Raw genomic sequence first — 19779 nt, forward strand, 5'->3', positions numbered from 1 at the left:
TCCGGGTATGCACGGAGCCCTGCCCCCGCCCACTCAGCCCTTGATCGCGGCGAGGACGAGCGCCTGCAACTGCTCTGCGGCGTGGTCCAAGGGCTGAGCGTTGCGCTTGGCGCGGCACATGGCCACGGTCCCCTCGACGGCCGCGACGACGAGGGTGGCGAGCTGGGCCGCCTGCTCACGCTCGGCGCCGTGCGCGCGCAGCGAGTCGGCCAGCAGGCTTTCCCAGGCATCGAAGACGTCAGCTGCGGCCACCAGGGCGGCCGGCGTCTCGTCAGCGGGTGGCTCCTCGATGGAGACGGCGAGAACCGGGCAGCCCGCCCGGAAGTCACTGTCGACGACGATCTTGCGCCACAGCGCGAGGAAGGCGCGCAGGCCGGCGACCGGCCCCGCCTCCAACTCACTGCGCAGCCTGCGCGCGACCCACTCACCCGTGTAGCGGACGGCCTCGGTGGCCAACTGCTGCTTGCCTTCGGGGAAGTAGTGGTAGGTCGAGCCGAGCGGCGCTCTGGCGTGCTTGGCCGTCTCGCGGATGCTCGTCGCGTTCAGGCCGCGTCGACTGATCATGTCGGCCGCGCCGGCCACGATCCGCTCGCGCGCCGCCGGACTTGACTTGGCCACGTACCCGATCCCTTCGACCCCACTGGCTATAACAGCCGTCATAGTCTAGCGTGTCCGTCGTTTATAACGACCGTCATAAACCTGGTCGTCGAACGAACCGAAGACGAACGCGACGAAGAGAGGTATGCCCATGCCGATGATCCGGCTCACAGTCCCCGCCGCCACCCTGCCCGAACAGGGCCGTCTGAGCATCCAGCGCGACCTCGCCGCCGTACTGCTGCGCTGGGAGGGCGCACCCGACACGGCGTTCTTCCGCGCCCAGGCATGGAGCTACCTCGTAGAACTGCCGGAAGACGCCCAGATCACCGCCGAGGACGACGCGCCGCGCTTCCTGGTGGAGGTCACCGTCCCGCAGGGGGCCTTGTCCGAGCGCCGTAAGGCGGGCCTGGTCGAGGAGGCGACGAAGACCGTCCTGGCCGCAGCCGGCCTCGGCCAGGACGACGCCCCGCGGGTGTGGGTGCTCGTCCACGAGCAGCCCGACGGCACCTGGGGCGCGGGCGGCTCCGTCGTCCGCTACGCCGACCTGGTGGCACTGGCGAAGGGACAGCGCACCGATGCGTGAACTGACCTACGTCGCCCGGCGCACCGTCGAGTGGCGCGAGGCACCCGACCCGAAACTCCGGTCCGACCAGGCGGCGATCGTCGCACCGGTGGCCTCCACCTCCTGCGACGTCGACTCCTCCATCCTGGCCGGTCACGGCTTCATCGACCCGCCGTTCGCCCTCGGCCACGAGTGCGTCGCCCGGGTCGTCGAGACCGGCGACGCCGTGACCACCGTCGCCCCCGGCGACCTCGTCGTCGTTCCCTGGTCCATCAACTGCGGTACCTGCGAGCGCTGCCGGGCCGGGCTGACCGCGCACTGCGCGACCGTCCCTTACATGGCGATGTACGGCGCACCGATCGGCGGCACTTGGGGCGGGCTCTTCTCCGACCTGGTCCGCGTGCCCTACGCCGACGCCATGCTCGTCCCGCTGCCGGCCGGCCTCGACCCGGTCGCCATGGCCTCGGCCAGCGACAACTGGTCCCTGGCCTGGCGCCTGGTCGCCCCCCACCTGAAGGCGCGGCCCGGAGCACGCGTCCTGGTCGTCGCCCGCGGCAGCATCGGCCTGTACGTGTGCGACATCGCCCGCGCGCTCGGCGCCTCCGACGTGCTCTACGTCGACCCCGACCCCGAACACCGCACCCTGGCTCGCGCTTTCGGGGCCGCCACCGCCGAGACCCTGGAACCGATCCCCCAGGGCTACGACATCGCCGTCGAGGCCACCGGACGCGTCGACCAGCTCGCCCTGGCCGTCAAATCCCTGACTCCGGAAGGGATCTGCGAGTCGGCGGGCAACCATTTCCGCGCCGGTGAACTGCCACTGCTCGACATGTACCTCAACGGCGTCACCCTGCGCATCGCCCGCGACAACGTGCGCGCCCACATCCCCGACGCCCTCGAACTCGCCGCCTCCGGCAAGGTCGCCCCCGAGAAGGTGGTCTCCCACGTCATCGACTGGGAGGACCTGCCGACCGCGCTGCCGGAGAAACACCTCAAGCCCGTCTTCGTCCGGGCGGATGGCTGACCCCACCCGGCCCGCACCCCACCAGCGCACCAGCCCACCAGCTCGGTCCCACCGGCCCCACCAGCCCACCAGCGCACCGAGACACCCGATGCGCACCTCCCTCACCGACCCGCCCCCACCGGCACTGCCGCCGAACCCAGGCGAGCGACGGCCGAGGAACTGGATCACCGGAAGGCGGCCATCACCCGCCTCGGCCACGAACCGCGCGCCCTGCTGGAAGCCACCGTCCGCACCGCCGCCTTCCCGGAAACCCTCCATCGCGTAGCGGACGGCGTCCGCCACGTCGCCGGCCGGCTGACGGGTCGACGGCGGTCGCGAGGGGAGATCCCCGAGGTGGACGGGTTCCCCGCGGGAGCACGGATGAGGATGCGTGAGCGAGCGATCGAGCACCGATCGTCACGGCCGGGGCCGAAGACCGCCGGACTGAAGCCGGCGATGCCGTCAGTCCTTCAGCGCGACCTTGGCGGCCACGATGACCAGTCCGAGAGTCAGGTTGACCACGCCCTCGGCGATGACCAAGCGTGCGGAGGCACCGGCGCGGGCAGCGCCGAGGCACGCCCACCCGACCTGCTGGGCCACCGCGACGCACAGAGCGAGCCACAGGGCCGCGCCCACGCTCAGCCCCAGCAGGGGGCTGATGGCCACGGCGACAGCGGGAAGGACGGCAGCTTCGACGATGGACCATTCGTGCACGCCGATCCGGCGGATCTCCCGCCAGGACCAGGGCTGACCGACCAGTCGCTCCCCGGCAAGATGCGCGTAGACGTGCGTGGCCCAGAAGACCAGACCGGTGACGACCAGCAGCAGCATGAGCTGGAGACGCGGGTACTCCCCAGTCGTTCCGGCGGTGGCCACGACGGAGGCGGCAAGGATCGAGCCGTAGATGGCACCGCTGTAGTCGGTCCGGCGTCCTACGGAGGAGCCGGCATGGCCCGCGCGCTCGGGCGGAACAAGGGGACGACTCACCATCCAAAGATATGGGCCAGGCCCCGGCCGCGCCCGTCGAGGACGTCCGAGCACGTACGCCTGCGAACCACCACCGCAGGTGAGAGGCACATGGCCCAACGTCGAGCGTTCGCCCGGGTCGGGCCGAGGACGGGAGCAGGTCCGTCCCTCCTCAGGAGGAACGCGCCGCCACTTCCCGACCTGCGGACAGCAGGCGGACCCGGCTGAGGCAGGCACGGCTGAGGCACGGCCGAGGCAGGCACGGCTGAGGCACGGCCGAGGCAGGCACGGCTGAGGCACGGCCGAGGCAGGCACGGCTGAGGCAGGCACGGCTGAGGGCGGACGGGCAACGCGACGCCCGCCGCCGGGATCGCGGCGAGCGGGCCCGTCGCGCCGGGCCGTTACTTGAGCTCGGCGTCGGTGTAGTAGCCGCCTGCGACCAGGACGTACTCGTAGTTGGTCTTGTCGACGGTCGTCGGTTGCAGCAGGTAGGCGGGGACCGCCTTGACGCCGTTGTCGTAGGCCCTTCTGTTGTTCACCTTCGGGGTCTTGCCGTTGAGTATGTCGTCGGCCATCTCGGCGGCGACACTGGCGAGTTGGCGGAGATCCTTGTAGACGGTCTGCGACTGCTCACCCGCGATGATCGACTTCACCGAGGCCAGTTCGGCGTCCTGACCGGTGATGATCGGAAGGGGCTTGCTGTTGGTGCCGTAGCCGTCCTCCTTCAGCGCGTTCAGGACGCCTATGGAGATGCCGTCGTACGGCGACAGGACCGCGTCGACCCTCTTGCTGCCGTACGACTCGTCGAGGATGCCGTCCATGCGCTTCTTCGCCGTGGGCCCGTCCCAGCGCAGGGTGGTGACCTGCTTGAGGTCGGTCTGGCCGGACCGGACCACCACCTGCTTGGTGTCGATGTACGGCTGCAGGAGGTGCATCGCGCCGTCGAAGAAGTACTTGGTGTTGTTGTCGTCGGGGGAGCCGGCGAACAGTTCGACGTTGAACGGGCCCCCGCCGTCCTCCAGGCCGAGCTTGTCGATGATGTAGCGGGCCTGGAAGCGGCCGACCTGCTCGTTGTCGAAGGAGACGTAGTAGTCGACGTTCTGGGTGCCGAGGATGAGCCGGTCGTAGGAGATCACCGGGATCTCCGCGTCGGCGGCCTTCTGGAGCACGCCGTTCAGCGACCTGTTGTCGATGGCGGCGATGATCAGCGCGTCGACGCCCTGCTTGATCAGGGCCTCGATCTGTGAGACCTGGGTCTTCGGGTTGTCCTGGCCGTAGACCAGCTTGGTCTGGTAGCCGTCCGCCTTCAGGTCGTTGACGACGCTCTTGCCGTCCGTGAGCCAGCGCTCGGAGGCCTGGGTCGGCATGGCGATACCGATGGTGTCGCCCTTGGTGCTGCCCTCGGAGCCGCCCCCGACGTTCTGGCCGCAGGCGGACAGGGTGAGGGCGAGAGAGGCGGCTCCGGCGGTGGCGGCGAGGGCAGCTCTTCGGTTGCGCATGGGGATCGTTCCTCGTTCTCGTCGTTGAGAGGACTGCGGCGGCGCAGATGTCGGTGGGAGACCCGTGGGGCCGGTGGGGCCGGTGGGGCCGGTGGGGCCGGTGGACCGAGCTGGTGGGACCGGTGGAGCTGGCTGGGCAGTTGGGGGGGACGGGCGGGTCGGCCATCTGTGTCCGCTTGCGCTCGGTGTCCGGCGTATGGCGTCCGTCGTATGGCGTCCGGACCCCGTCGCCTGGTGGGCCGGTGGGCCGGGCCGGGGGCTCGTCCCGCCGGGGGGTGTTGTGCGGGCGGGCGCCCTGGACGGGCCGGACGTCATTGTGGAGCGGTGTGCCCAGCGGCGGATGCGCTCGGTGGCCTCGTGGATCTGCACACGGCCTCGTTGATTGCACGGACCCACACGCGGCCTGGTGAGCCTCGTGGATCCGCATGCGACCCTCGTGGATCCGCATGCGGTCGGCGAGCCCGTCGGAGGGGGGTGGCTCTCACGCTCCGGGACAGTCAACGAGTGGGGGATCGCGTGGAACTGACGAACGGTCAGGTCTTGGTCGTGCGGCGTGCCGCTCGGGTCGGCGCTCGCGCGTCCCGGTCCCGGTGCACCGCAGATCGCCGGGCGGCGCGGCGGTTCGGCCCTGCGCCCGGGCCTCGTCGGCTCTCGGGATCGCGTCGCCGGTGCGCACCTGTAAATACGTCGGGCCGCGCCGATGCGCTCCTGCCACGTATGTACTGATTTCGGGGGCGCGCACGCCACTTGCCTTTCAGCCGTTCGAAATATCGTCACGCGGTCGGAATGGTGGCGTGACAATAAAAGGGGGTGTCCGGGGTGTCAACGGTGCGAACAGAAACGGCTCCAGAAGGTGATGGAGATCGCTTTCCATCTCCGACGGGACCGTGGTCGCGGCGGCCGGATCAGTCGGCGGGACTTTCGCGTCTTCGCTGGTCAACGGCGTGAACGGGCCGAATGGAGCGACGCGGGGAGTGCCTCGCCCCACACTGTGGCCCCGCCGTGCGAAACGGCCCCCGGCGGCAGCGCTTTCGAGCCGACTCCCCTGCTACGCCGCCGACTTGGGGCAACACGTCACCGTTTAGGGTCGTCCGGTGACGAGTAGCAGCGTGCCGCGCTCCCCTGTCCTCGACAGCGCCCCTCCGGCTGCGGAGCCCCGCGGCCGACAGGACCGTCTGCGCCGGTTCGGATATGCCGGACGCCCCAGGACCGACGTCCGCGAGCGCCTGGTTCCGCCGTTTCCCGAGCCGTCGACCCGCCTCTGGGAACTCACCCGCCTCGATCGGGCACGGGCGTATCGCGTCGCGAGGGCGATGGACTGGCTGGGGCCGGTACTCGTCGCCGTCCTGGCCGGAGCGATCCGCTTCTGGCGCCTCGGCCGGCCGCGGGACCTGATCTTCGACGAGACCTACTACGCCAAGGACGCCTGGGCGCTGCTGAGGCTCGGTTACGAGGGCACCTGGCCGGACCGCAAGATCGCCGACCCGCAGATCCTCGCGCACCCTCAGGTGATCCCGTTCTCCGACACCGGGGCCTTCGTCGCACACCCGCCGACGGGCAAGTGGGTGATCGCGCTCGGCGAGTGGATGTTCGGCCTCACGCCGTTCGGCTGGCGCTTCATGACCGCGGTCCTCGGCACGCTGTCGGTGCTCATGCTGTGCCGGACCGGTCGCCGCCTGTTCCGGTCGACGGCCCTGGGCTGCCTGGCCGGCGCGCTGCTGGCGGTGGACGGTCTGCACGTGGTGATGAGCCGCTCCGCCCTGCTGGACCTCGTCGTCATGTTCTTCGTGCTGGCGGCGTTCGGTTCCCTGTTGATCGACCGGGACCACGCGCGGGCCCGGCTCGCGGCAGCCCTTCCGGTCGGCGCGGACGGCCATGCGCGCCCGGACCGGGTCACCGGCGACCGCGCCGGGACGGGAGTGCGTCCGTGGCGGCTCGCAGCCGGGTTCTTCCTGGGACTGGCGGCCTCGACCAAGTGGAACGGCCTGTACTTCCTCGCCTTCTTCATGGTCCTCACCCTGCTGTGGGACGTCGGTTCCCGCCGCGTGGCGGGGGCCGGCCGCCCGTACCGGGCGGTGCTGCGCAAGGACCTCGGCCGGTCGGTGCTGTCCGTCGTTCCGGTCGCGGTGGTGACCTATCTGACGACGTGGACGGGGTGGTTCCTGTCCGACGACGGCTACGGGCGGCACTGGGCGGACGGCCGCGGTGGCGCGTGGTCGTGGGTTCCGGCCGCGCTGCGCAGCCTCTGGCACTACGAGTACGGGGTGTACGAGTTCAACGTGGGGCTGCACACTCCGCACAAGTACGAGTCCAATCCCTGGAGTTGGCTGGTTCTCGGCCGCCCCGTGCTGTTCCACTACGAGTCTCCCCGACCGGGGCGGGACGGGTGTCACTCGTCGGGTGCGTGCTCGCAGGCGGTCCTCGCGCTGGGGACACCGCTCCTGTGGTGGACGGCGTGCTGCGCGCTCGTCTATCTGCTCTACCGATGGGCACTGCGCCGCGACTGGCGCGCCGGCGCCGTGCTGTGCGCGGTGGCCGCCGGATACCTACCCTGGTTCCTCTACCAGGACCGCACGATCTTCTCCTTCTACGCGGTGGCCTTCGTGCCGTACCTGTGCCTGGCCGTGGCGATGGCGCTGGGCGCGCTGCTGGGTCCGCCGGGGGCGGACGACCGACGGCGTGCCCTGGGCGCGGTGGCCGCGGGCGTGCTGGTGCTGCTCATCGTCTGGAACTTCGTCTACTTCTTCCCGATATACACCGGGCAGACGATCCCGTACGCCGACTGGCACGCCAGGATGTGGCTCGACACCTGGATCTGAGCCGGGCACACCATCGGTGGGCAACACATCGGTCGGCAACACATCGGTCGGCAACGGCCCGTACGGCGGCCGACGGCCTCGCCGCCGCGGACGCACTCGGCCGTCATGCTCTCCGCGGCCCGCTGCCGGGGTCCGCCCCCGCGGTGTTCGGAGCGGGGTGAGTACGAGCGACGGTCGTCGGCCGGCAGGCGTGCGTCCACAGCGACGTGCGCCCTCGTCCGTCACCCACCCCCGGGAGCGGTCACTCATGCCTCGCGGACGTTCCCGGGGTGATCAGACCGGTCTCGTAGGCGACGACGACGGCCTGGGCGCGGTCCCGCAGGCGGAGCTTGGCGAGGATGCGGGCCACGTGGGTCTTCACGGTGGCCTCGCTCAGCCGGAAGCGCGCGGCGAGTTCGGCGTTGCTCAGGCCGCTGCCGAGCGAGCGGAGGACTTCGAGCTCGCGCGGGGTCAGCACCGCCAGGTCCCGGTGCAGGACGGCGGAAGCCGGTGCCTCACTCGCCACGAACCGTTCGACCAGGCGCCGGGTGATGGCCGGGGCGAGCAGCGCGTCCCCGGTGCGGGCGAGGCGGACGGCGGCGACCAGGTGCTCCGGGGTGACGTCCTTGAGGAGGAAGCCGCTCGCGCCGGCGGCGAGGGCCGCGTAGACGTAGCGGTCGAGATCGAAGGTGGTCAGCATGATGACGCGGGGCGGGTCGGGCAGCACCGCGCCGGAGAGGATGTGCCGGGTGGCTTCCAGGCCGTCGGTCCCGGGCATCCGGATGTCCATGAGGACCAGGTCGGGGCGGGTGCGGCGGACCGCTTCGACGGCCTGGTCCCCGTCGGCGGCCTCGGCGACGACGTCGATGCCGTCCGCCGCCAGGATCATGCCGAAGCCGGTGCGGACCAGTGCCTGGTCGTCGGCGATCACCACGCGCGGCGGCGGCTCGGTCATCCGAGCTCCTCGACCGGTATGACGGCGCGGACCTCGAAGCCGCCCGTGGGTCGTTCGCCCGCGCGGAGGGTGGCTCCGTAGACGGCGAGACGTTCGTGGAGGCCGATCAGCCCGCGGCCGCCGCCGGGACCGTCCGGTGTCGCGGACGTGCCGCCGGTGTCGGACACCTCGATGCGCACCGCGCCGGGGACGTGGTCGACGGCGATCCGCACCCGGCTGCCGACGGCGTGCTTGACGGTGTTGGTCAGCGCCTCCTGCACCACGCGGTACGCGGCCAGGTCGGCGCCGACGACGAGGGGGGCCGGGGTGCCGGTGACGGTCAGCTCGACGGGGACGCCGGTCTCGCGGATCCGGTCGACGAGGGCGGGCACCTGGGCGAGACCCGGTTGCGGCGCCAGATCGGGCCCGGCGGCCGGATCGAGGCCGTCGCCTCGCCCGTACCCGTATCCCCCGGGCCCGTCGCCGTGTCCTTGTCCGTGTCCGTCACCGGGCTGGTATCCGTCGCCGGGCACGTGTCCGTACCCGTCGGCGCGCACGTACCCGAGCCCGTCCCCGGGCCCCTCTCCCGGCCCGTCGCCGGCCATGGTGAGCAGGCCCATGACATGGCGCAGTTCGGCCATCGCCGTGCGCCCGCTCGCCTCGACGGCCAGCAGGGCCTGGCGGGCCCGGTCGGGCGCGGTGTCCATTACCTTGCGGGCCGCGCCCGCCTGGATCACCATCACGCTCACATTGTGGGTGACGACGTCGTGCAGTTCGCGCGCGATCCGGGAACGTTCCCGGTCGACCGCCAGCCGCATGGCGGCCTCGTGCTCCTCCTCCAGAGCGCGCAGCCGCTGCTTCCAGGTGTGCACCGCGTTGGCCCCCAGTCCCACCCCGAGCAGCGCGAGGAACGGCACCAGACCGGGAGCGAACGACGGGAAGTTCTCGTCGTGCAGCACGGCGAGCAGACCGGCGCCGGCCACCAGACTGGTGAGCGCCCCCGCCCGGTAGGGGCTGTACACGGCCGCGCTGTAGGCGGCGACCACGCAGGAGAGGAACGTGTACAGGGTCGGGTCGCCGCCACGCAGGTGCTGGTTGAACGCCAGGCTCGCGACGGTCACCGCCCAGAACGCGGACAGCGGGAACCGGCGTCGCGCCACCAGGGGCAACGCGGTCAGCGCCGCCAGTACCAGCTGCCACGGGTGGACGGCCTCGCCGTACGCCGTGAAGTCCCCGCCCATGCCCGGGAACGGGAACTGACCGGTCGGCGGGACACCCGGGAGTGGGAACTGGCCGGTCGGCGGGACACCCGGCGTCGGCAGCGACGGCGGCACCGGCGCCGCCGGAACCAGGACCGGCGGAACCGGCAGGGCGCTGTCGCCCTGCCGGTAGGCGGTGCCCACCGTGCAGGCGGCGAGGACGAAGGCGAGGATCGCGTCGGCGGTCCACATCCACCGGGACGGGCGCGGCAGCGGGCTCCGGCGCAGCAGCGCCGCGGCACCCGTTCTCCACCGCTCCACGATCCGCGCCCGCTCCACCGTCCACGCCCGCTCCACGCCGCGCGGCCGGACGGCCCCGCCCGTACCGCCCGTGCCGCTCGCCCCGCCCATGGGCACAGTGTGGCAAGCCCCGTGTCCGCCCACATCCGTCCCGCTGCGGACGGCGGCGCGGCGGGCTGCATCACCCGCGTACATCGCAGGGATGACGTGCCCGGCGGGTCATCCCGGGACGGCAGCCGGTCTCGCCGTCACGGGCGACGCCCCGGGCCCGGGCCGGCCCCTAGCTTCGGACCGAACCGTCGACCGCCGACCCTGGAGGCACCGTGGCACCGACCGCGCCCGTCATCGACATGCGGGCTGTGAGCAGGACGTACGGGGAAGGGCCGCCGGCCCTCGCCGACGTGACGCTGAGCGTGGGCGCGGGAGAGGCGCTCGCGGTTCTCGGGCCGTCGGGCAGCGGGAAGTCCACGCTGCTCAACCTGATCGCCGGACTCGACCGGCCGAGCACGGGCAGCGTCACGGTGGACGGGCTGCGGGTGGACGAGCTGAGCGAGGCCGGGTCGGCGCGGTACCGGCGGACGAAGGTCGGCATGGTCTTCCAGTTCTTCAATCTTCTGGACGACCTGACGGTCACCGACAACGTGCTGCTGCCCGCCCAGTTGGCGGGCGCGCCCCGGGCCGAGGCCCGCGCCCGGGCCGCCGGACTGCTCGCGGACCTCCGCATCGACCGGCACGCGGGCGCCTACCCCGGCAGGCTGTCCGGCGGGGAGCGGCAAAGGGTCGCGGTGGCCCGGGCCCTGATGAACCGTCCGGCTCTGCTGCTGGCCGACGAGCCCACCGGCGCGCTGGACACCGCCTCCGGCGAGGACGTCAGGGAACTGCTGACGGAACTCAACGACTCGGGGCAGACGATCGTCCTGGTCACCCACGACCTGGGCCTCGCCACCGCCTGCGCGACCCGGACCGTCGAGCTGGTCGACGGACGCGTCGTCCGGGACACCAGGCACCCCACAGGCGCCACGGGCGCGACGGGCGCCATGGGCGCCACGGCGGTGAACCGGTGAGCGCCCTCGGCCGGGTGGTGCGCGCCGGGGTCGGACGGCGGCGGGTGCAGACCGCGGTGATGACCATGACGACCCTGATGGCCGTCACCGCGTCGGTGCTGGCCGCCGGCCTGCTCGTCGCGTCCCGGGCTCCCTTCGACCATGCCTTCGCCCAGCGGCACGGCGCTCATCTGACCGCGTCGTTCGACGGTACGAAGGTGACGGCCCCGAAGCTCACGGCGACCGCCCGCGCGTCGGGCGTGACCGCCACCGCCGGGCCCTTCCGCACCATTTCGGTACGCGCGCGTACCGCCTCGCCCTCGGACTTCCTGCCGGCGGGCGTCGATCTGCCGCCGATGACGGTCGCCGGCCGGGCGGAGGCCGCGGGCGGCGTCGACAGGGTCGATCTCGTCGCCGGCACCTGGCTCACCGGCCCCGGCCAGATCGTGGTGGCCAAGGACGAGATGCCCGTCGAACCGGGCGCGCGGCTGACGTTCCCGACCGCCCCGGGCAGCCCGACGCTGACCGTCGTCGGCGTCGCCCGGTCGGTGACTGGCACCGCGGATGCCTGGGTGACTCCCGCACGGGCCGAGTCGCTGGCCGCGCCGGGCGGCACACCGTCGTACGAGATGCTCTACCGCTTCCGTGACGCCGGTACCGACGCCCAGGTGGCCGCCGGCCGCGCCGCGATCACCGCCACGGTGCCCAAGGGCGCGCTGACCGGATCGCAGTCCTATCTGACCGTCAAACAGCAGGAGACCGCCAACGCGCTGGCGTTCGTGCCGTTCCTGGCCGCGTTCGGTGTCCTCGGGCTGCTCCTGTCGGTCCTGGTCATCGGCATCGTCGTCAGCGGCGCGGTGGGCGCCGCGACCCGGCGCATCGGCATCCTCAAGTCCCTCGGCTTCACCCCGGCGCAGGTCGTGCGCGCCTATGTCGGACAGGCGCTGATCCCCGCGGCCGTCGGCTGTGCCCTGGGGCTGGTGGTGGGCAACCTGCTGGCCGTCCCCGTGCTGGACGAGGTGGGCGAGGCCTTCGACGGTCCGTCGGCGTCGATTCCCCTGTGGATCGACCTCGCCGTGCCCGCCGCCGCGCTCGCCCTGGTCGCCTGCGCCGCTCTGGTGCCCGCGCTGCGCGCCGGACGGCTGCGCACCGTGGCGGCGATCACCGCCGGGCGCACGCCCGGCACCGGCCGGGGGCGCCTGGCGCGGCGGCTGGCGGGACGGCTGCCGGTACCGCGCGCGGTCGGTCTCGGGCTGGCGGGCCCCTTCGCGCGCCCGGCGCGTTCGGCGACGATGGCCGCGGCGGTCGTCTTCGGCGCCGCCTCCGTCACCTTCGGGGTCGGGCTCGCCCTCACGCTCGGGGCCGTTCAGTCGGGCCGCATGCTCGACTCGGGCGGATCGGTCGTCGTGGAGACGGGCGGCGGGCAGGCGCCGCCCGGCGCGCGGGCGGTCCACGTGGGCGGCGGGCCCGACGAGCCGAAGGCCGACCCGGCCGAGATCGCCGCCGCGCTCCGTGCGCAGCGGGGGACCAGCCGCTTCTACGGCACGGCCCAGGCGGAGGTGAGCGCGTCCGGCGTCACCGGGGCCACCACGGTCGTGGCGTACGACGGCGACGCGTCGTGGGGCGCCCCGCAGATGGTCTCGGGCGACTGGCTCGACGGGCCGGGCCAGGCCGTGGTCACCACCCGGTTCCTGAAGGCCGCCGGGATCCGGGTCGGGGACACGGTGACCCTGACCGAGCGGGGACGGCACGTCCCGGTGCGCATCGTCGGCGAGGCGTTCTTCACGCAGGGCGAGGGCATGGAGCTCCTGACCGGGACCTCGACCCTGACCGCGCTGGGACTCGACGCGACGCCGGGCCGGTACAGCGTGGAGACGGAACCGGGCACGGACCCGACGGGCTACCTGGCCTCGCTCAACGACGCGCTCGACCCGCTCGGCGCCGTCGCCCTGGCCAACACCGCCGACACCTCCAGTGTGATCGCCGCCATGGACGCGCTGATCGGGACGCTCACCCTGATGCTCGTCGTGGTCGCCGGCCTGGGTGTGCTCAACACGGTCGTCCTCGACACCCGCGACCGGGTCCACGACCTCGGCGTCCTCAAGGCCCTCGGCATGGCACCCCGCCAGACCGTGACCATGGTCGTCACCTCGGTCGCCGGAATCGGCCTGGTGGCCGGCGCGGTGGCGGTCCCGGCCGGGGTGGCCCTGCACCGGTACGTCACGCCGCTCATGGGCGATGCCGTCGGCATGACCCTGCCCGCCTCGAACATCGCCGTCTACGACGCTCCCGAGCTGGCCCTGCTCGCCCTGGGCGGGCTGGTCATCGCGGTGGCGGGGGCCCTGCTCCCGGCCGGCTGGGCCGCCAGGACGACCACCGCGACCGCCCTGCGCACCGAGTGACCGTGGAAGTCGGCCCTACGCGGCCGTGCGTCCGCCCTCGCCGTCGCTCCTGAACGCCCACTCCGCCCGCGGCTCCACCACCCACCGGAAGGCCCGCCGGACGGGCGGTGTGCACAGCAGGGTGACGGCCAGTGCGGCGACCAGAGTGACGGTGAGGGCGCCGAGCGGCTGGTGGATCCAGGGGTGGTCGTACCAGTGGGCGGGCCCGGCGGCCTGCTTGACGAAGCCGTGGAGCAGGTAGCCGTAGAGGGTGGCCGCGCCCAGGGCGGTGAACCAGGTGCGGCGCCCCGGCACCCAGGCCAGGAAGCAGGCGACCAGGACGACGGAGCAGCCGAAGGTGGCCAGGGTCATCAGGGGGCCGTACCGGGCGGGCGCCCCGAGTTGTGCGGCGCTGTCGTCGTGGAAGAACCAGGGGTAGATCCGGCGCGGGGCCGCCCAGTACGCCACGGCCAGGGCGGCCGCGAGGACTGGCACCGACAGGACCCGGACCGCGCGGCGGCGCACCAGCCGGAAGTGCTCCGGCTTCAGCAGCAGGCCCAGGACGAAGTAGGGCAGGAACTGAAGGACCCGCTGGAGGGCGAGGTCGTCGCCGATGGCGGACGAGAGGGTCGCGAGCATCGCGATGACCAGGGCGAGCGGCAACGGCCACCGCACGAGGCGCCAGACCGGCGTGGTCAGCCGCCAGATGAACAGGGCGGCCAGGAACCAGGTCAGGTAGAGGGGGTCCAGCAGGCTGATGTCCCGGTCGGGGACGTCGTCCGTCCATCGCGTGACGAGGGTGTAGGCCACCTCGAAGACCACGTACGGCACGACCACGCCGGTGATCAGGCGCTTGACGCGCCGCGGGCTGCCGTCGAAGCCGCGTGAGAAGTGGCCGGAGACGACGATGAACGCCGGCATGTGGAAGGCGTACACGAGCGTGTACAGCGCGGTGACGGTACGGCTGCCCTCACGCAGGGGTTCCCAGGCGTGGCCCACGGCCACCAGCAGGATCGCCAGGTACTTGGCGTTGTCGAAGAACGCGTCGCGCTTCCCCGCAGCCGCGCCCTGTGCGGGCCCGCCCCGTGTCGCCGCTGCCTGTACCGGCGCGGCCTCCACGGCCCTCATGACCGCTGCCTGTGCTGTCTGCACTGCCTCTGCCTGTGCCGCTGCCGCCTGTGCTGCCTCCGCCCTTGTCGGCTCGGTACTCGTAGAGGGCAGCGTGGCCTGCCCGATGCCCTCCTGGCGCAACCCGGACAGACCAGAACACCTCTCACACGAACCGTGCTCCTGGCCCCATGACCCGCTCGAGCCGCTGAGGGGGGAAGCTCCGACACCTTTACCGGTGCCCTGCTTACCGCCTTTCGGTCGGGTAAACCCTCCCGACACGATCAGAGGGGCGTCGCCGCGCGCAGGAGCGGAAGCATGGGCTCGGCGGGAGAGGCGTCAGCCTTCCGTGTCCGTGGCCGTGTCCGTGGCCGTGGCCGTGCCTTCGCCCCTGTCCCTGTCGTCGTTCCTGTCCCTGTTCCTGTCTTCGCCTTCGTCGCGGGAGTGACCCAACAGTTCACGCAGCAGCCGTTCGTCGTCGGGGCCGAGGCCGGTGACGAAGCTGGCCAGCACGGCCTCGCGGTCCCGCTCGGCGTCGAGCACCCTGCGCATGCGGTGGGCGGCGAGACCCGCCTCGTCCGACGCGGGCAGCCACGCGAACGACCGCCCGCCGCGCTCGCGGGTGACCGCGCCCTTGGCCAGCATCCTGGTGAGGACCGTGATCACCGTCGTATAGGCGAGACCGCCGCCCAGACGCTCCCGCACCCACCCGGCGGTGGCCGGACCGTCCGCCTCCCGCAGTGCCGACAGGACCAGCGCCTCCAGCTCGCCCTGTCTCCGCCGCCGGCGAGGTTGCCGGTGATCCGTCACGCCCCGTCTCCTCCGCGCCGCCGTCCGTTTCCCGGTCCGACATCGTATAGACCACTGGCAGCCGACCACGCGGAGCCGACGTCGCCTCTCCCCTTGCCCTGCATACCCCTGGGGGGTATACAGGAGGCATGGCTCACGACCAGCACCACACCGAGCACCACGGTCGGCACCCTGACCGACACCACGAGCACGGGTCCCCCGTCGGACACGGGGACGCTTCCTGGGCGATGGCCGGGAAGGCGACGCTGCACTGCCTGACCGGCTGCGCCATCGGAGAGATCCTCGGGATGGTCGTCGGTACCGCCCTCGGCTGGGGCAATGCGCCAACCATGGTCGTCGCGATCGTTCTCGCGTTCCTGTTCGGCTACTCCTTCACCCTGTTCGCGGTACGCCGGGCCGGACTTGACCTCCGGGCCGCCGTCAAGGTGGCGCTGGCCGCCGACACCGTGTCGATCGCCGTGATGGAGCTGGTCGACAACACCATCGTCGCCCTCACCCCGGGCGCGATGGAGGCCCAGTTGTCGGACGGTCTCTTCTGGGCGGCCCTGCTGGGCGGCTTCGCGGTCGCCTTCCTGATCACCACGCCCGTGAACAAGTGGATGATCGGCCGCGGCAAGGGCCACGCCGTCGCCCACTCCGCGCACGCCTGACGGCCCCCGCTCTCGGCTCCCGCCCGGCTTCGCTCTCGGCCTGCTGAACGCCAACTCCCGCACTAGTCTTTCCCCTCATGGGGAAAACCGCAGGCGGTCAGATGGCGGTCGTGAGCGCGTTGGTGCGGTCGGCGTTTCTCGTGAACGCCGTGTACGCCGAGTCGAGCCGCGCCCACGGCCTCACTCCGCAGCAGGGCCAACTGCTGTGCGTGCTGATGCCGCAGCCGTACGGCATGAGCGAACTCGGCGAGATGCTCGGGCTCGCCAAGTCGAGCCTGACGGGGCTCGTGGACCGCACCGTCCAGCGCGGGCTGGTCCGGCGCGAGCCGGATCCGCGGGACGGGCGTGCCGTCCGCGTAGGCCTCACCGAGGAAGGCGAGCGGCTCGCGCAGGGGTTCTACGACGAGACGTGCCGCCGCGTCGACAACCTGCCCTCGGGGCTGAACACGAACGAGCGCGACCGGCTCGCCGCGCTTCTCGCCCGCGTCGTCATCGACAACCGGGTGCCCGAGGTCTTCACCGACCCCGACGTGTGACCGACCCCAACCTCTGCCCCCCGGCGTCTCACCGGCCCCGACCTCTGACCGGCCGAGGCGTCTTGCCGGCAGCGACCTCTGACCGGCCCGATCTCCGACCGGCTTCGACGGACGACCGGCCCTGGCGCCTGGCCGGCCCGGCGGTCATTCCTTGCCCGCCCGGTCGAAGTCGTGTGCTTCGCGCACCGCCTCGGTTCGTGCGGCGGCCTTCAGCGTCAAGGTCACCGCGATGGACGTCAGCGCCATCACCGTCATCGCGGTCGCGGGCGAGGTGAGTTGGGCCACGCCTCCGGCCAGGGCCGCGCTCACGCCCTGCATCGTGAGCATTCCGGCCGAGTGCAACCCCAGTGCGTGGCCGCTGAGTTCGGGCGGGGTGAGGGCCATCAGCCGCTCCTGCTGGACGAGGCTCGCGCCGAAGCCGACGGAGGCGAGGGTGGCGCAGGCCGCGGCGAGCGGGAGCGCGGGGCGCAGGGCGAAGAAGACGTAGGGGGTGGCCAGGAGCAGCAGGAGGGGGGTGACCAGGCGGGGACGCACGGCCGCCGGGACGAGGCGGCCCACGGTCACGTCCCCGACCAGCATGCCGAGCGCACCGCAGGCGAACAACGTGCCCGCCGCATCGGGGTCGTAGGACACGTAGAGGGCCTCGCAGCCGACGACCAGGCCGTTGGGGAGCCACAGGCCCAGATAGGTGAGGCGGCGGGGACGGGAGGACCACAGGAGGGCGTTCGTACGGCGGGTCACCGCGACCGAGGGCCGGCCGGAGGCCCGTGGCGGACGGGCGGTCAGACCGAGCCGGGTGACCACCGCGGCGGCCGTGTAGAGCAGGGTGGCGAGCAGCAGGACCGGGCGCGGGGAGAGCGTGGTCACGAGCGCGCCGCCGACGGCGAATCCGATGATCTGCATGAGCCCGTTCAGCATGTTGAAGAGCGAACGCCCCGGCAGATAGCCGTCCTTGCTGAGGATCTCGTTCAGCAGGCCCCAGCGGACGCCTCCGCCGAGCGAGGCGATAAGCCCCTGGAGGAGCACGACCGCGAAGACGCCCCATACCGGCAGCCCCGGCAGCGCCAGGACGGCCGTCGCGGCGGCGAAGGCGAGGGCGAGGCCGGTCAGCGCCGACCTCGGGGGCAGCCGGTCGGCGCCCGAGAGGAAGAAGGTCGCGCCCAGCACCTGCGCGAGCGACGGGCCGAACATGCTCACCGCCGACAGCAGCGGGGAGTCGGTGGCCCGGTAGACGAGCGTGGCGAGGGCGAGCCCGCTCACCGTGCCGGCGGCGGCGTGGGCGGCGGCGGAGAGAAAGAGAGGGGTGAACTCGGGGACGCGGAAGAGCTGTCGGTATGTGTGGCCGGTCATGAGCGGAGTCTGTGGCGGCCCGGAGCGGGGTGGTTATTGTTTCGCGCAGCCGCGAAACGTCGTCGAGCGGCTCGCCGCCCGCCTCACACGCACGCGCGCGTGCGTCACGCGGTCCGCGTGGAGGGACGCGTATTGCGTGGGCATGGTGCGTGAGCGCGGTACGTGATGCGGTGCGGTACATCAGCGCAGTGCGTGATGCGCCGCGGTACATGAGCGCGGTGCATGGTGTGGCGCCGTGCCCGATGCGGCGCGGTGCATGGTGTGGCGCCGTGCCTCATGGGGCGCGGTGCACGGGTGTGGTGCATGGGCGTTGTGCTCTATGGGATGAGAGGTGCTGGGGTATGGGCTGGTGGCAGGTGAACGCGGACACCCTGGCGCGCAGCCGGTTCGTGATCTCACCGCTCGCCGAGACCTTCGCGAGTCTGAAACTGCTGCACGCGGGCGTGGGCACGCATCCCGGCGAGCGCGACTGGCTGCACGCCCGTCTCCCCGGCTACCGCGCCCTCCTGGCGGCCGACGCGGTGACCGCGCAGCTGGTGCGCGCCGGGCTCGGCCGGAGTTGGATCGCCGACTTCCTCACCCCCACGCCGAGGGACGGCGAGAGCTTCGAGGAGGGCGTGGCCCGGGTACGGGCGGCCTGCCCGGCGCAGGCCCGCGCCCATCTGAGGATGTCCCTGGCCGGCCCGCTCCCCGCCGTCCTGGAACGGGACGACCTGCCGGAGCGGGCGGCCGGGCTGCTGGAGTACGTGTGGGAGGCGGGCGTACGGCCGCACTGGGAGCGGCGGCGGCGCGTCCTGGAGGCCGACGTCGTCGCGCGGACCACGCAGGCCGCCCGGGGCGGCTGGGCCGCCGTACTGGACTCGCTGCGGCCGGGGACGCGGTGGCTCGGCGAGAGTCGGTTTCAGGTCAACCTGCACGAGTATCCGCCCCGCGAGATCTCCGGCGCCGAGCTGGTGTTCGTGCCGGTCACCCCGAAGTCCGGGTGGGTGTCGTGGGAGGGGCGGGAACGGTACGCCGTCGTCTATTCCTGCGCCGGGGTGCTCGCCGAGGACCACCGGGACCGTGCCCGGGACGTACCGGCGGCGCTGGGCTCCCTGCTGGGACCCGGCCGGGCCACGGTGCTGATCCTCCTCTCGAGCCCCCTGAGCACCACCCAGCTGGTCGCACTGACCGGCCAGGGTCTCGGTTCGGTCGGCCGCCATCTGCGGGTGCTGCTGGACGCGGGGCTGGTGGAGCGACGGCGCGCGGGGCGGTCGGTGCTGTACTCGCGGTCCGCGGCGGGAGAGGTCCTGACCAGGGCCGCCGAAGGGTAGGGGAGCCGGCGGAACGGGGAGGGGCGGCGAGCCGCGAGCCCGTGCGAGGGGGCGGCAGGCCGGGGCGGACGGGCCGGGACCGGAAGCGGGGGACGGCCCCGGAAGGGGTGGGTTCACCGTCCGGGGCTAGCATCCGCAGCATGACTACTGATGCCGGCGCCTCTCCCCTCAACGTCCAGATCGATGCCCTCAAGGGCGGTTCCGCGGAGCTCTCGCAGTACACCGGCAAGGCCGTGCTGGTGGTGAACGTGGCCTCCAAGTGCGGTCTGACCCCGCAGTACACGGGCCTGGAGAAGCTCCAGGAGCGGTACGCCGCTCAGGGCTTCACCGTGCTCGGCGTGCCCTGCAACCAGTTCCTCGGGCAGGAGCCCGGCACCGCCGAGGAGATCGCCGAGTTCTGCTCGGCCACGTACGGCGTGTCCTTCCCGCTGACCGAGAAGGTCGAGGTCAACGGTGCGGAGCGGCACCCGCTGTACGAGCGGCTCGTCGGGTTCGCGGACGGCGAGGGCCACGACGGCGACATCCGCTGGAACTTCGAGAAGTTCCTGATCGGACGGGACGGGACGGTCGTCGCCCGCTTCTCCCCGCAGACCGAGCCCGAGTCCGCCGAGGTCGTCGCGGCCATCGAGAGCCAGCTGGGTTAGCCGGACGGACGGTCCGGCTTGACCTTGTCCCTGGGGCAGGGCGGAGCCTCCTCGGCGTCGGGCGGAAAGGCCGTCCGGCGACGGAGG

At 72.4% G+C, this 19779-nt stretch carries 17 protein-coding genes; 9 read left to right on the forward strand and 8 right to left on the reverse strand.

Annotation, left to right across the window (positions count from 1 at the left end; translation table 11 throughout):
• Positions 1–33 precede the first annotated feature (33 nt).
• Entirely contained in the window at positions 34–618 is a 585-nt protein-coding gene (locus tag ACIPFH_RS28140; protein ID WP_401830645.1) for a TetR/AcrR family transcriptional regulator, read from the reverse strand.
• A 130-nt stretch (positions 619–748) separates the two neighbouring features.
• Here ACIPFH_RS28140 and ACIPFH_RS28145 point away from each other — a divergent pair, with 130 nt between their 5' ends.
• Together ACIPFH_RS28145 and ACIPFH_RS28150 are read left to right on the forward strand one after the other, a co-directional pair.
• Entirely contained in the window at positions 749–1180 is a 432-nt protein-coding gene (locus tag ACIPFH_RS28145) for a 4-oxalocrotonate tautomerase family protein (protein ID WP_401831137.1), read from the forward strand.
• Positions 1173–2183, forward strand: coding sequence for a zinc-binding dehydrogenase (locus tag ACIPFH_RS28150; RefSeq protein ID WP_401830647.1), 1011 nt, complete (start codon positions 1173–1175; stop codon positions 2181–2183). Before ACIPFH_RS28145 ends, ACIPFH_RS28150 begins: the two co-directional genes overlap by 8 nt.
• Positions 2184–2624: 441 nt before the next feature.
• Here ACIPFH_RS28150 and ACIPFH_RS28155 read toward each other — a convergent pair whose 3' ends face one another.
• Both ACIPFH_RS28155 and chvE read right to left on the reverse strand, forming a co-directional pair.
• Complete coding sequence (locus ACIPFH_RS28155; protein ID WP_401830649.1) at positions 2625–3149, reverse strand: hypothetical protein; 525 nt, start codon at positions 3147–3149, stop codon at positions 2625–2627.
• Between the two features lie 380 nt (positions 3150–3529).
• Complete coding sequence (chvE, locus tag ACIPFH_RS28160; RefSeq protein ID WP_401830650.1) at positions 3530–4627, reverse strand: multiple monosaccharide ABC transporter substrate-binding protein; 1098 nt, start codon at positions 4625–4627, stop codon at positions 3530–3532.
• Between the two features lie 1094 nt (positions 4628–5721).
• On the opposite strand from chvE, the gene ACIPFH_RS28165 reads away from it, so the two are divergent.
• Complete coding sequence (locus ACIPFH_RS28165) at positions 5722–7446, forward strand: dolichyl-phosphate-mannose--protein mannosyltransferase (protein ID WP_401830652.1); 1725 nt, start codon at positions 5722–5724, stop codon at positions 7444–7446.
• A 241-nt stretch (positions 7447–7687) separates the two neighbouring features.
• Here ACIPFH_RS28165 and ACIPFH_RS28170 read toward each other — a convergent pair whose 3' ends face one another.
• Both ACIPFH_RS28170 and ACIPFH_RS28175 read right to left on the reverse strand, forming a co-directional pair.
• Positions 7688–8380, reverse strand: a complete 693-nt coding sequence (locus ACIPFH_RS28170) for a response regulator (protein ID WP_401830654.1) — start codon at positions 8378–8380, stop codon at positions 7688–7690.
• Entirely contained in the window at positions 8377–9969 is a 1593-nt protein-coding gene (locus tag ACIPFH_RS28175) for a sensor histidine kinase (RefSeq protein WP_401830655.1), read from the reverse strand. The genes ACIPFH_RS28170 and ACIPFH_RS28175 overlap by 4 nt, the downstream gene beginning before the upstream one ends.
• Positions 9970–10208: 239 nt before the next feature.
• Between ACIPFH_RS28175 and ACIPFH_RS28180 the strand changes: the two genes are divergently transcribed.
• Together ACIPFH_RS28180 and ACIPFH_RS28185 are read left to right on the forward strand one after the other, a co-directional pair.
• Positions 10209–10922, forward strand: coding sequence for an ABC transporter ATP-binding protein (locus ACIPFH_RS28180; RefSeq protein WP_401831138.1), 714 nt, complete (start codon positions 10209–10211; stop codon positions 10920–10922).
• Positions 10919–13303, forward strand: a complete 2385-nt coding sequence (locus ACIPFH_RS28185) for an FtsX-like permease family protein (protein WP_401830656.1) — start codon at positions 10919–10921, stop codon at positions 13301–13303. The genes ACIPFH_RS28180 and ACIPFH_RS28185 overlap by 4 nt, the downstream gene beginning before the upstream one ends.
• A 15-nt stretch (positions 13304–13318) precedes the next feature.
• On the opposite strand, the gene ACIPFH_RS28190 is transcribed toward ACIPFH_RS28185, so the two are convergent.
• Both ACIPFH_RS28190 and ACIPFH_RS28195 read right to left on the reverse strand, forming a co-directional pair.
• On the reverse strand, positions 13319–14410 hold the full coding sequence (locus tag ACIPFH_RS28190; RefSeq protein ID WP_401830658.1) for an acyltransferase family protein: 1092 nt from the start codon (positions 14408–14410) through the stop codon (positions 13319–13321).
• A gap of 318 nt (positions 14411–14728) precedes the next feature.
• Entirely contained in the window at positions 14729–15199 is a 471-nt protein-coding gene (locus ACIPFH_RS28195) for a BlaI/MecI/CopY family transcriptional regulator (RefSeq protein WP_401830660.1), read from the reverse strand.
• Between the two features lie 128 nt (positions 15200–15327).
• Between ACIPFH_RS28195 and ACIPFH_RS28200 the strand changes: the two genes are divergently transcribed.
• Both ACIPFH_RS28200 and ACIPFH_RS28205 read left to right on the forward strand, forming a co-directional pair.
• Positions 15328–15849 carry a DUF4396 domain-containing protein gene (locus tag ACIPFH_RS28200; RefSeq protein WP_401830663.1) on the forward strand — a complete coding sequence of 174 codons (522 nt, stop codon included), beginning with the start codon at positions 15328–15330 and terminating at the stop codon, positions 15847–15849.
• A gap of 101 nt (positions 15850–15950) precedes the next feature.
• The gene (locus tag ACIPFH_RS28205; protein WP_401831140.1) at positions 15951–16385 is read left to right on the forward strand and encodes a MarR family winged helix-turn-helix transcriptional regulator; all 435 of its coding nucleotides are present in this window, start codon (positions 15951–15953) and stop codon (positions 16383–16385) included.
• Between the two features lie 144 nt (positions 16386–16529).
• On the opposite strand, the gene ACIPFH_RS28210 is transcribed toward ACIPFH_RS28205, so the two are convergent.
• A complete protein-coding gene (locus tag ACIPFH_RS28210; RefSeq protein WP_401830665.1) occupies positions 16530–17735 on the reverse strand; it encodes an MFS transporter in 1206 nt (401 codons plus the stop codon).
• 341 nt (positions 17736–18076) lie between these two features.
• On the opposite strand from ACIPFH_RS28210, the gene ACIPFH_RS28215 reads away from it, so the two are divergent.
• A complete protein-coding gene (locus ACIPFH_RS28215) occupies positions 18077–19048 on the forward strand; it encodes an ArsR family transcriptional regulator (protein ID WP_401830668.1) in 972 nt (323 codons plus the stop codon).
• A gap of 140 nt (positions 19049–19188) precedes the next feature.
• Entirely contained in the window at positions 19189–19692 is a 504-nt protein-coding gene (locus ACIPFH_RS28220; protein WP_401830669.1) for a glutathione peroxidase, read from the forward strand.
• Positions 19693–19779: the final 87 nt, after the last annotated feature.

It is taken from the genome of Streptomyces sp. NPDC088157 (assembly GCF_044741545.1).
Taxonomy (GTDB): domain Bacteria; phylum Actinomycetota; class Actinomycetes; order Streptomycetales; family Streptomycetaceae; genus Streptomyces.

Excerpts from the sequence above, each read along its gene's own strand:
- ACIPFH_RS28150 (WP_401830647.1), top strand. The coding sequence starts at position 1,173 with ATGCGTGAACTGACCTACGTCGCCCGGCGCACCGTCGAGTGGCGCGAG.
- ACIPFH_RS28200 (WP_401830663.1), top strand. The coding sequence starts at position 15,328 with ATGGCTCACGACCAGCACCACACCGAGCACCACGGTCGGCACCCTGAC.
- ACIPFH_RS28210 (WP_401830665.1), bottom strand. The coding sequence starts at position 17,735 with ATGACCGGCCACACATACCGACAGCTCTTCCGCGTCCCCGAGTTCACC.
- ACIPFH_RS28170 (WP_401830654.1), bottom strand. The coding sequence starts at position 8,380 with ATGACCGAGCCGCCGCCGCGCGTGGTGATCGCCGACGACCAGGCACTG.
- chvE (WP_401830650.1), bottom strand. The coding sequence starts at position 4,627 with ATGCGCAACCGAAGAGCTGCCCTCGCCGCCACCGCCGGAGCCGCCTCT.
- ACIPFH_RS28180 (WP_401831138.1), top strand. The coding sequence starts at position 10,209 with ATGCGGGCTGTGAGCAGGACGTACGGGGAAGGGCCGCCGGCCCTCGCC.
- ACIPFH_RS28145 (WP_401831137.1), top strand. The coding sequence starts at position 749 with ATGCCGATGATCCGGCTCACAGTCCCCGCCGCCACCCTGCCCGAACAG.
- ACIPFH_RS28190 (WP_401830658.1), bottom strand. The coding sequence starts at position 14,410 with ATGAGGGCCGTGGAGGCCGCGCCGGTACAGGCAGCGGCGACACGGGGC.
- ACIPFH_RS28175 (WP_401830655.1), bottom strand. The coding sequence starts at position 9,969 with ATGGGCGGGGCGAGCGGCACGGGCGGTACGGGCGGGGCCGTCCGGCCG.
- ACIPFH_RS28215 (WP_401830668.1), top strand. The coding sequence starts at position 18,077 with ATGGGCTGGTGGCAGGTGAACGCGGACACCCTGGCGCGCAGCCGGTTC.
- ACIPFH_RS28205 (WP_401831140.1), top strand. The coding sequence starts at position 15,951 with ATGGCGGTCGTGAGCGCGTTGGTGCGGTCGGCGTTTCTCGTGAACGCC.
- ACIPFH_RS28220 (WP_401830669.1), top strand. The coding sequence starts at position 19,189 with ATGACTACTGATGCCGGCGCCTCTCCCCTCAACGTCCAGATCGATGCC.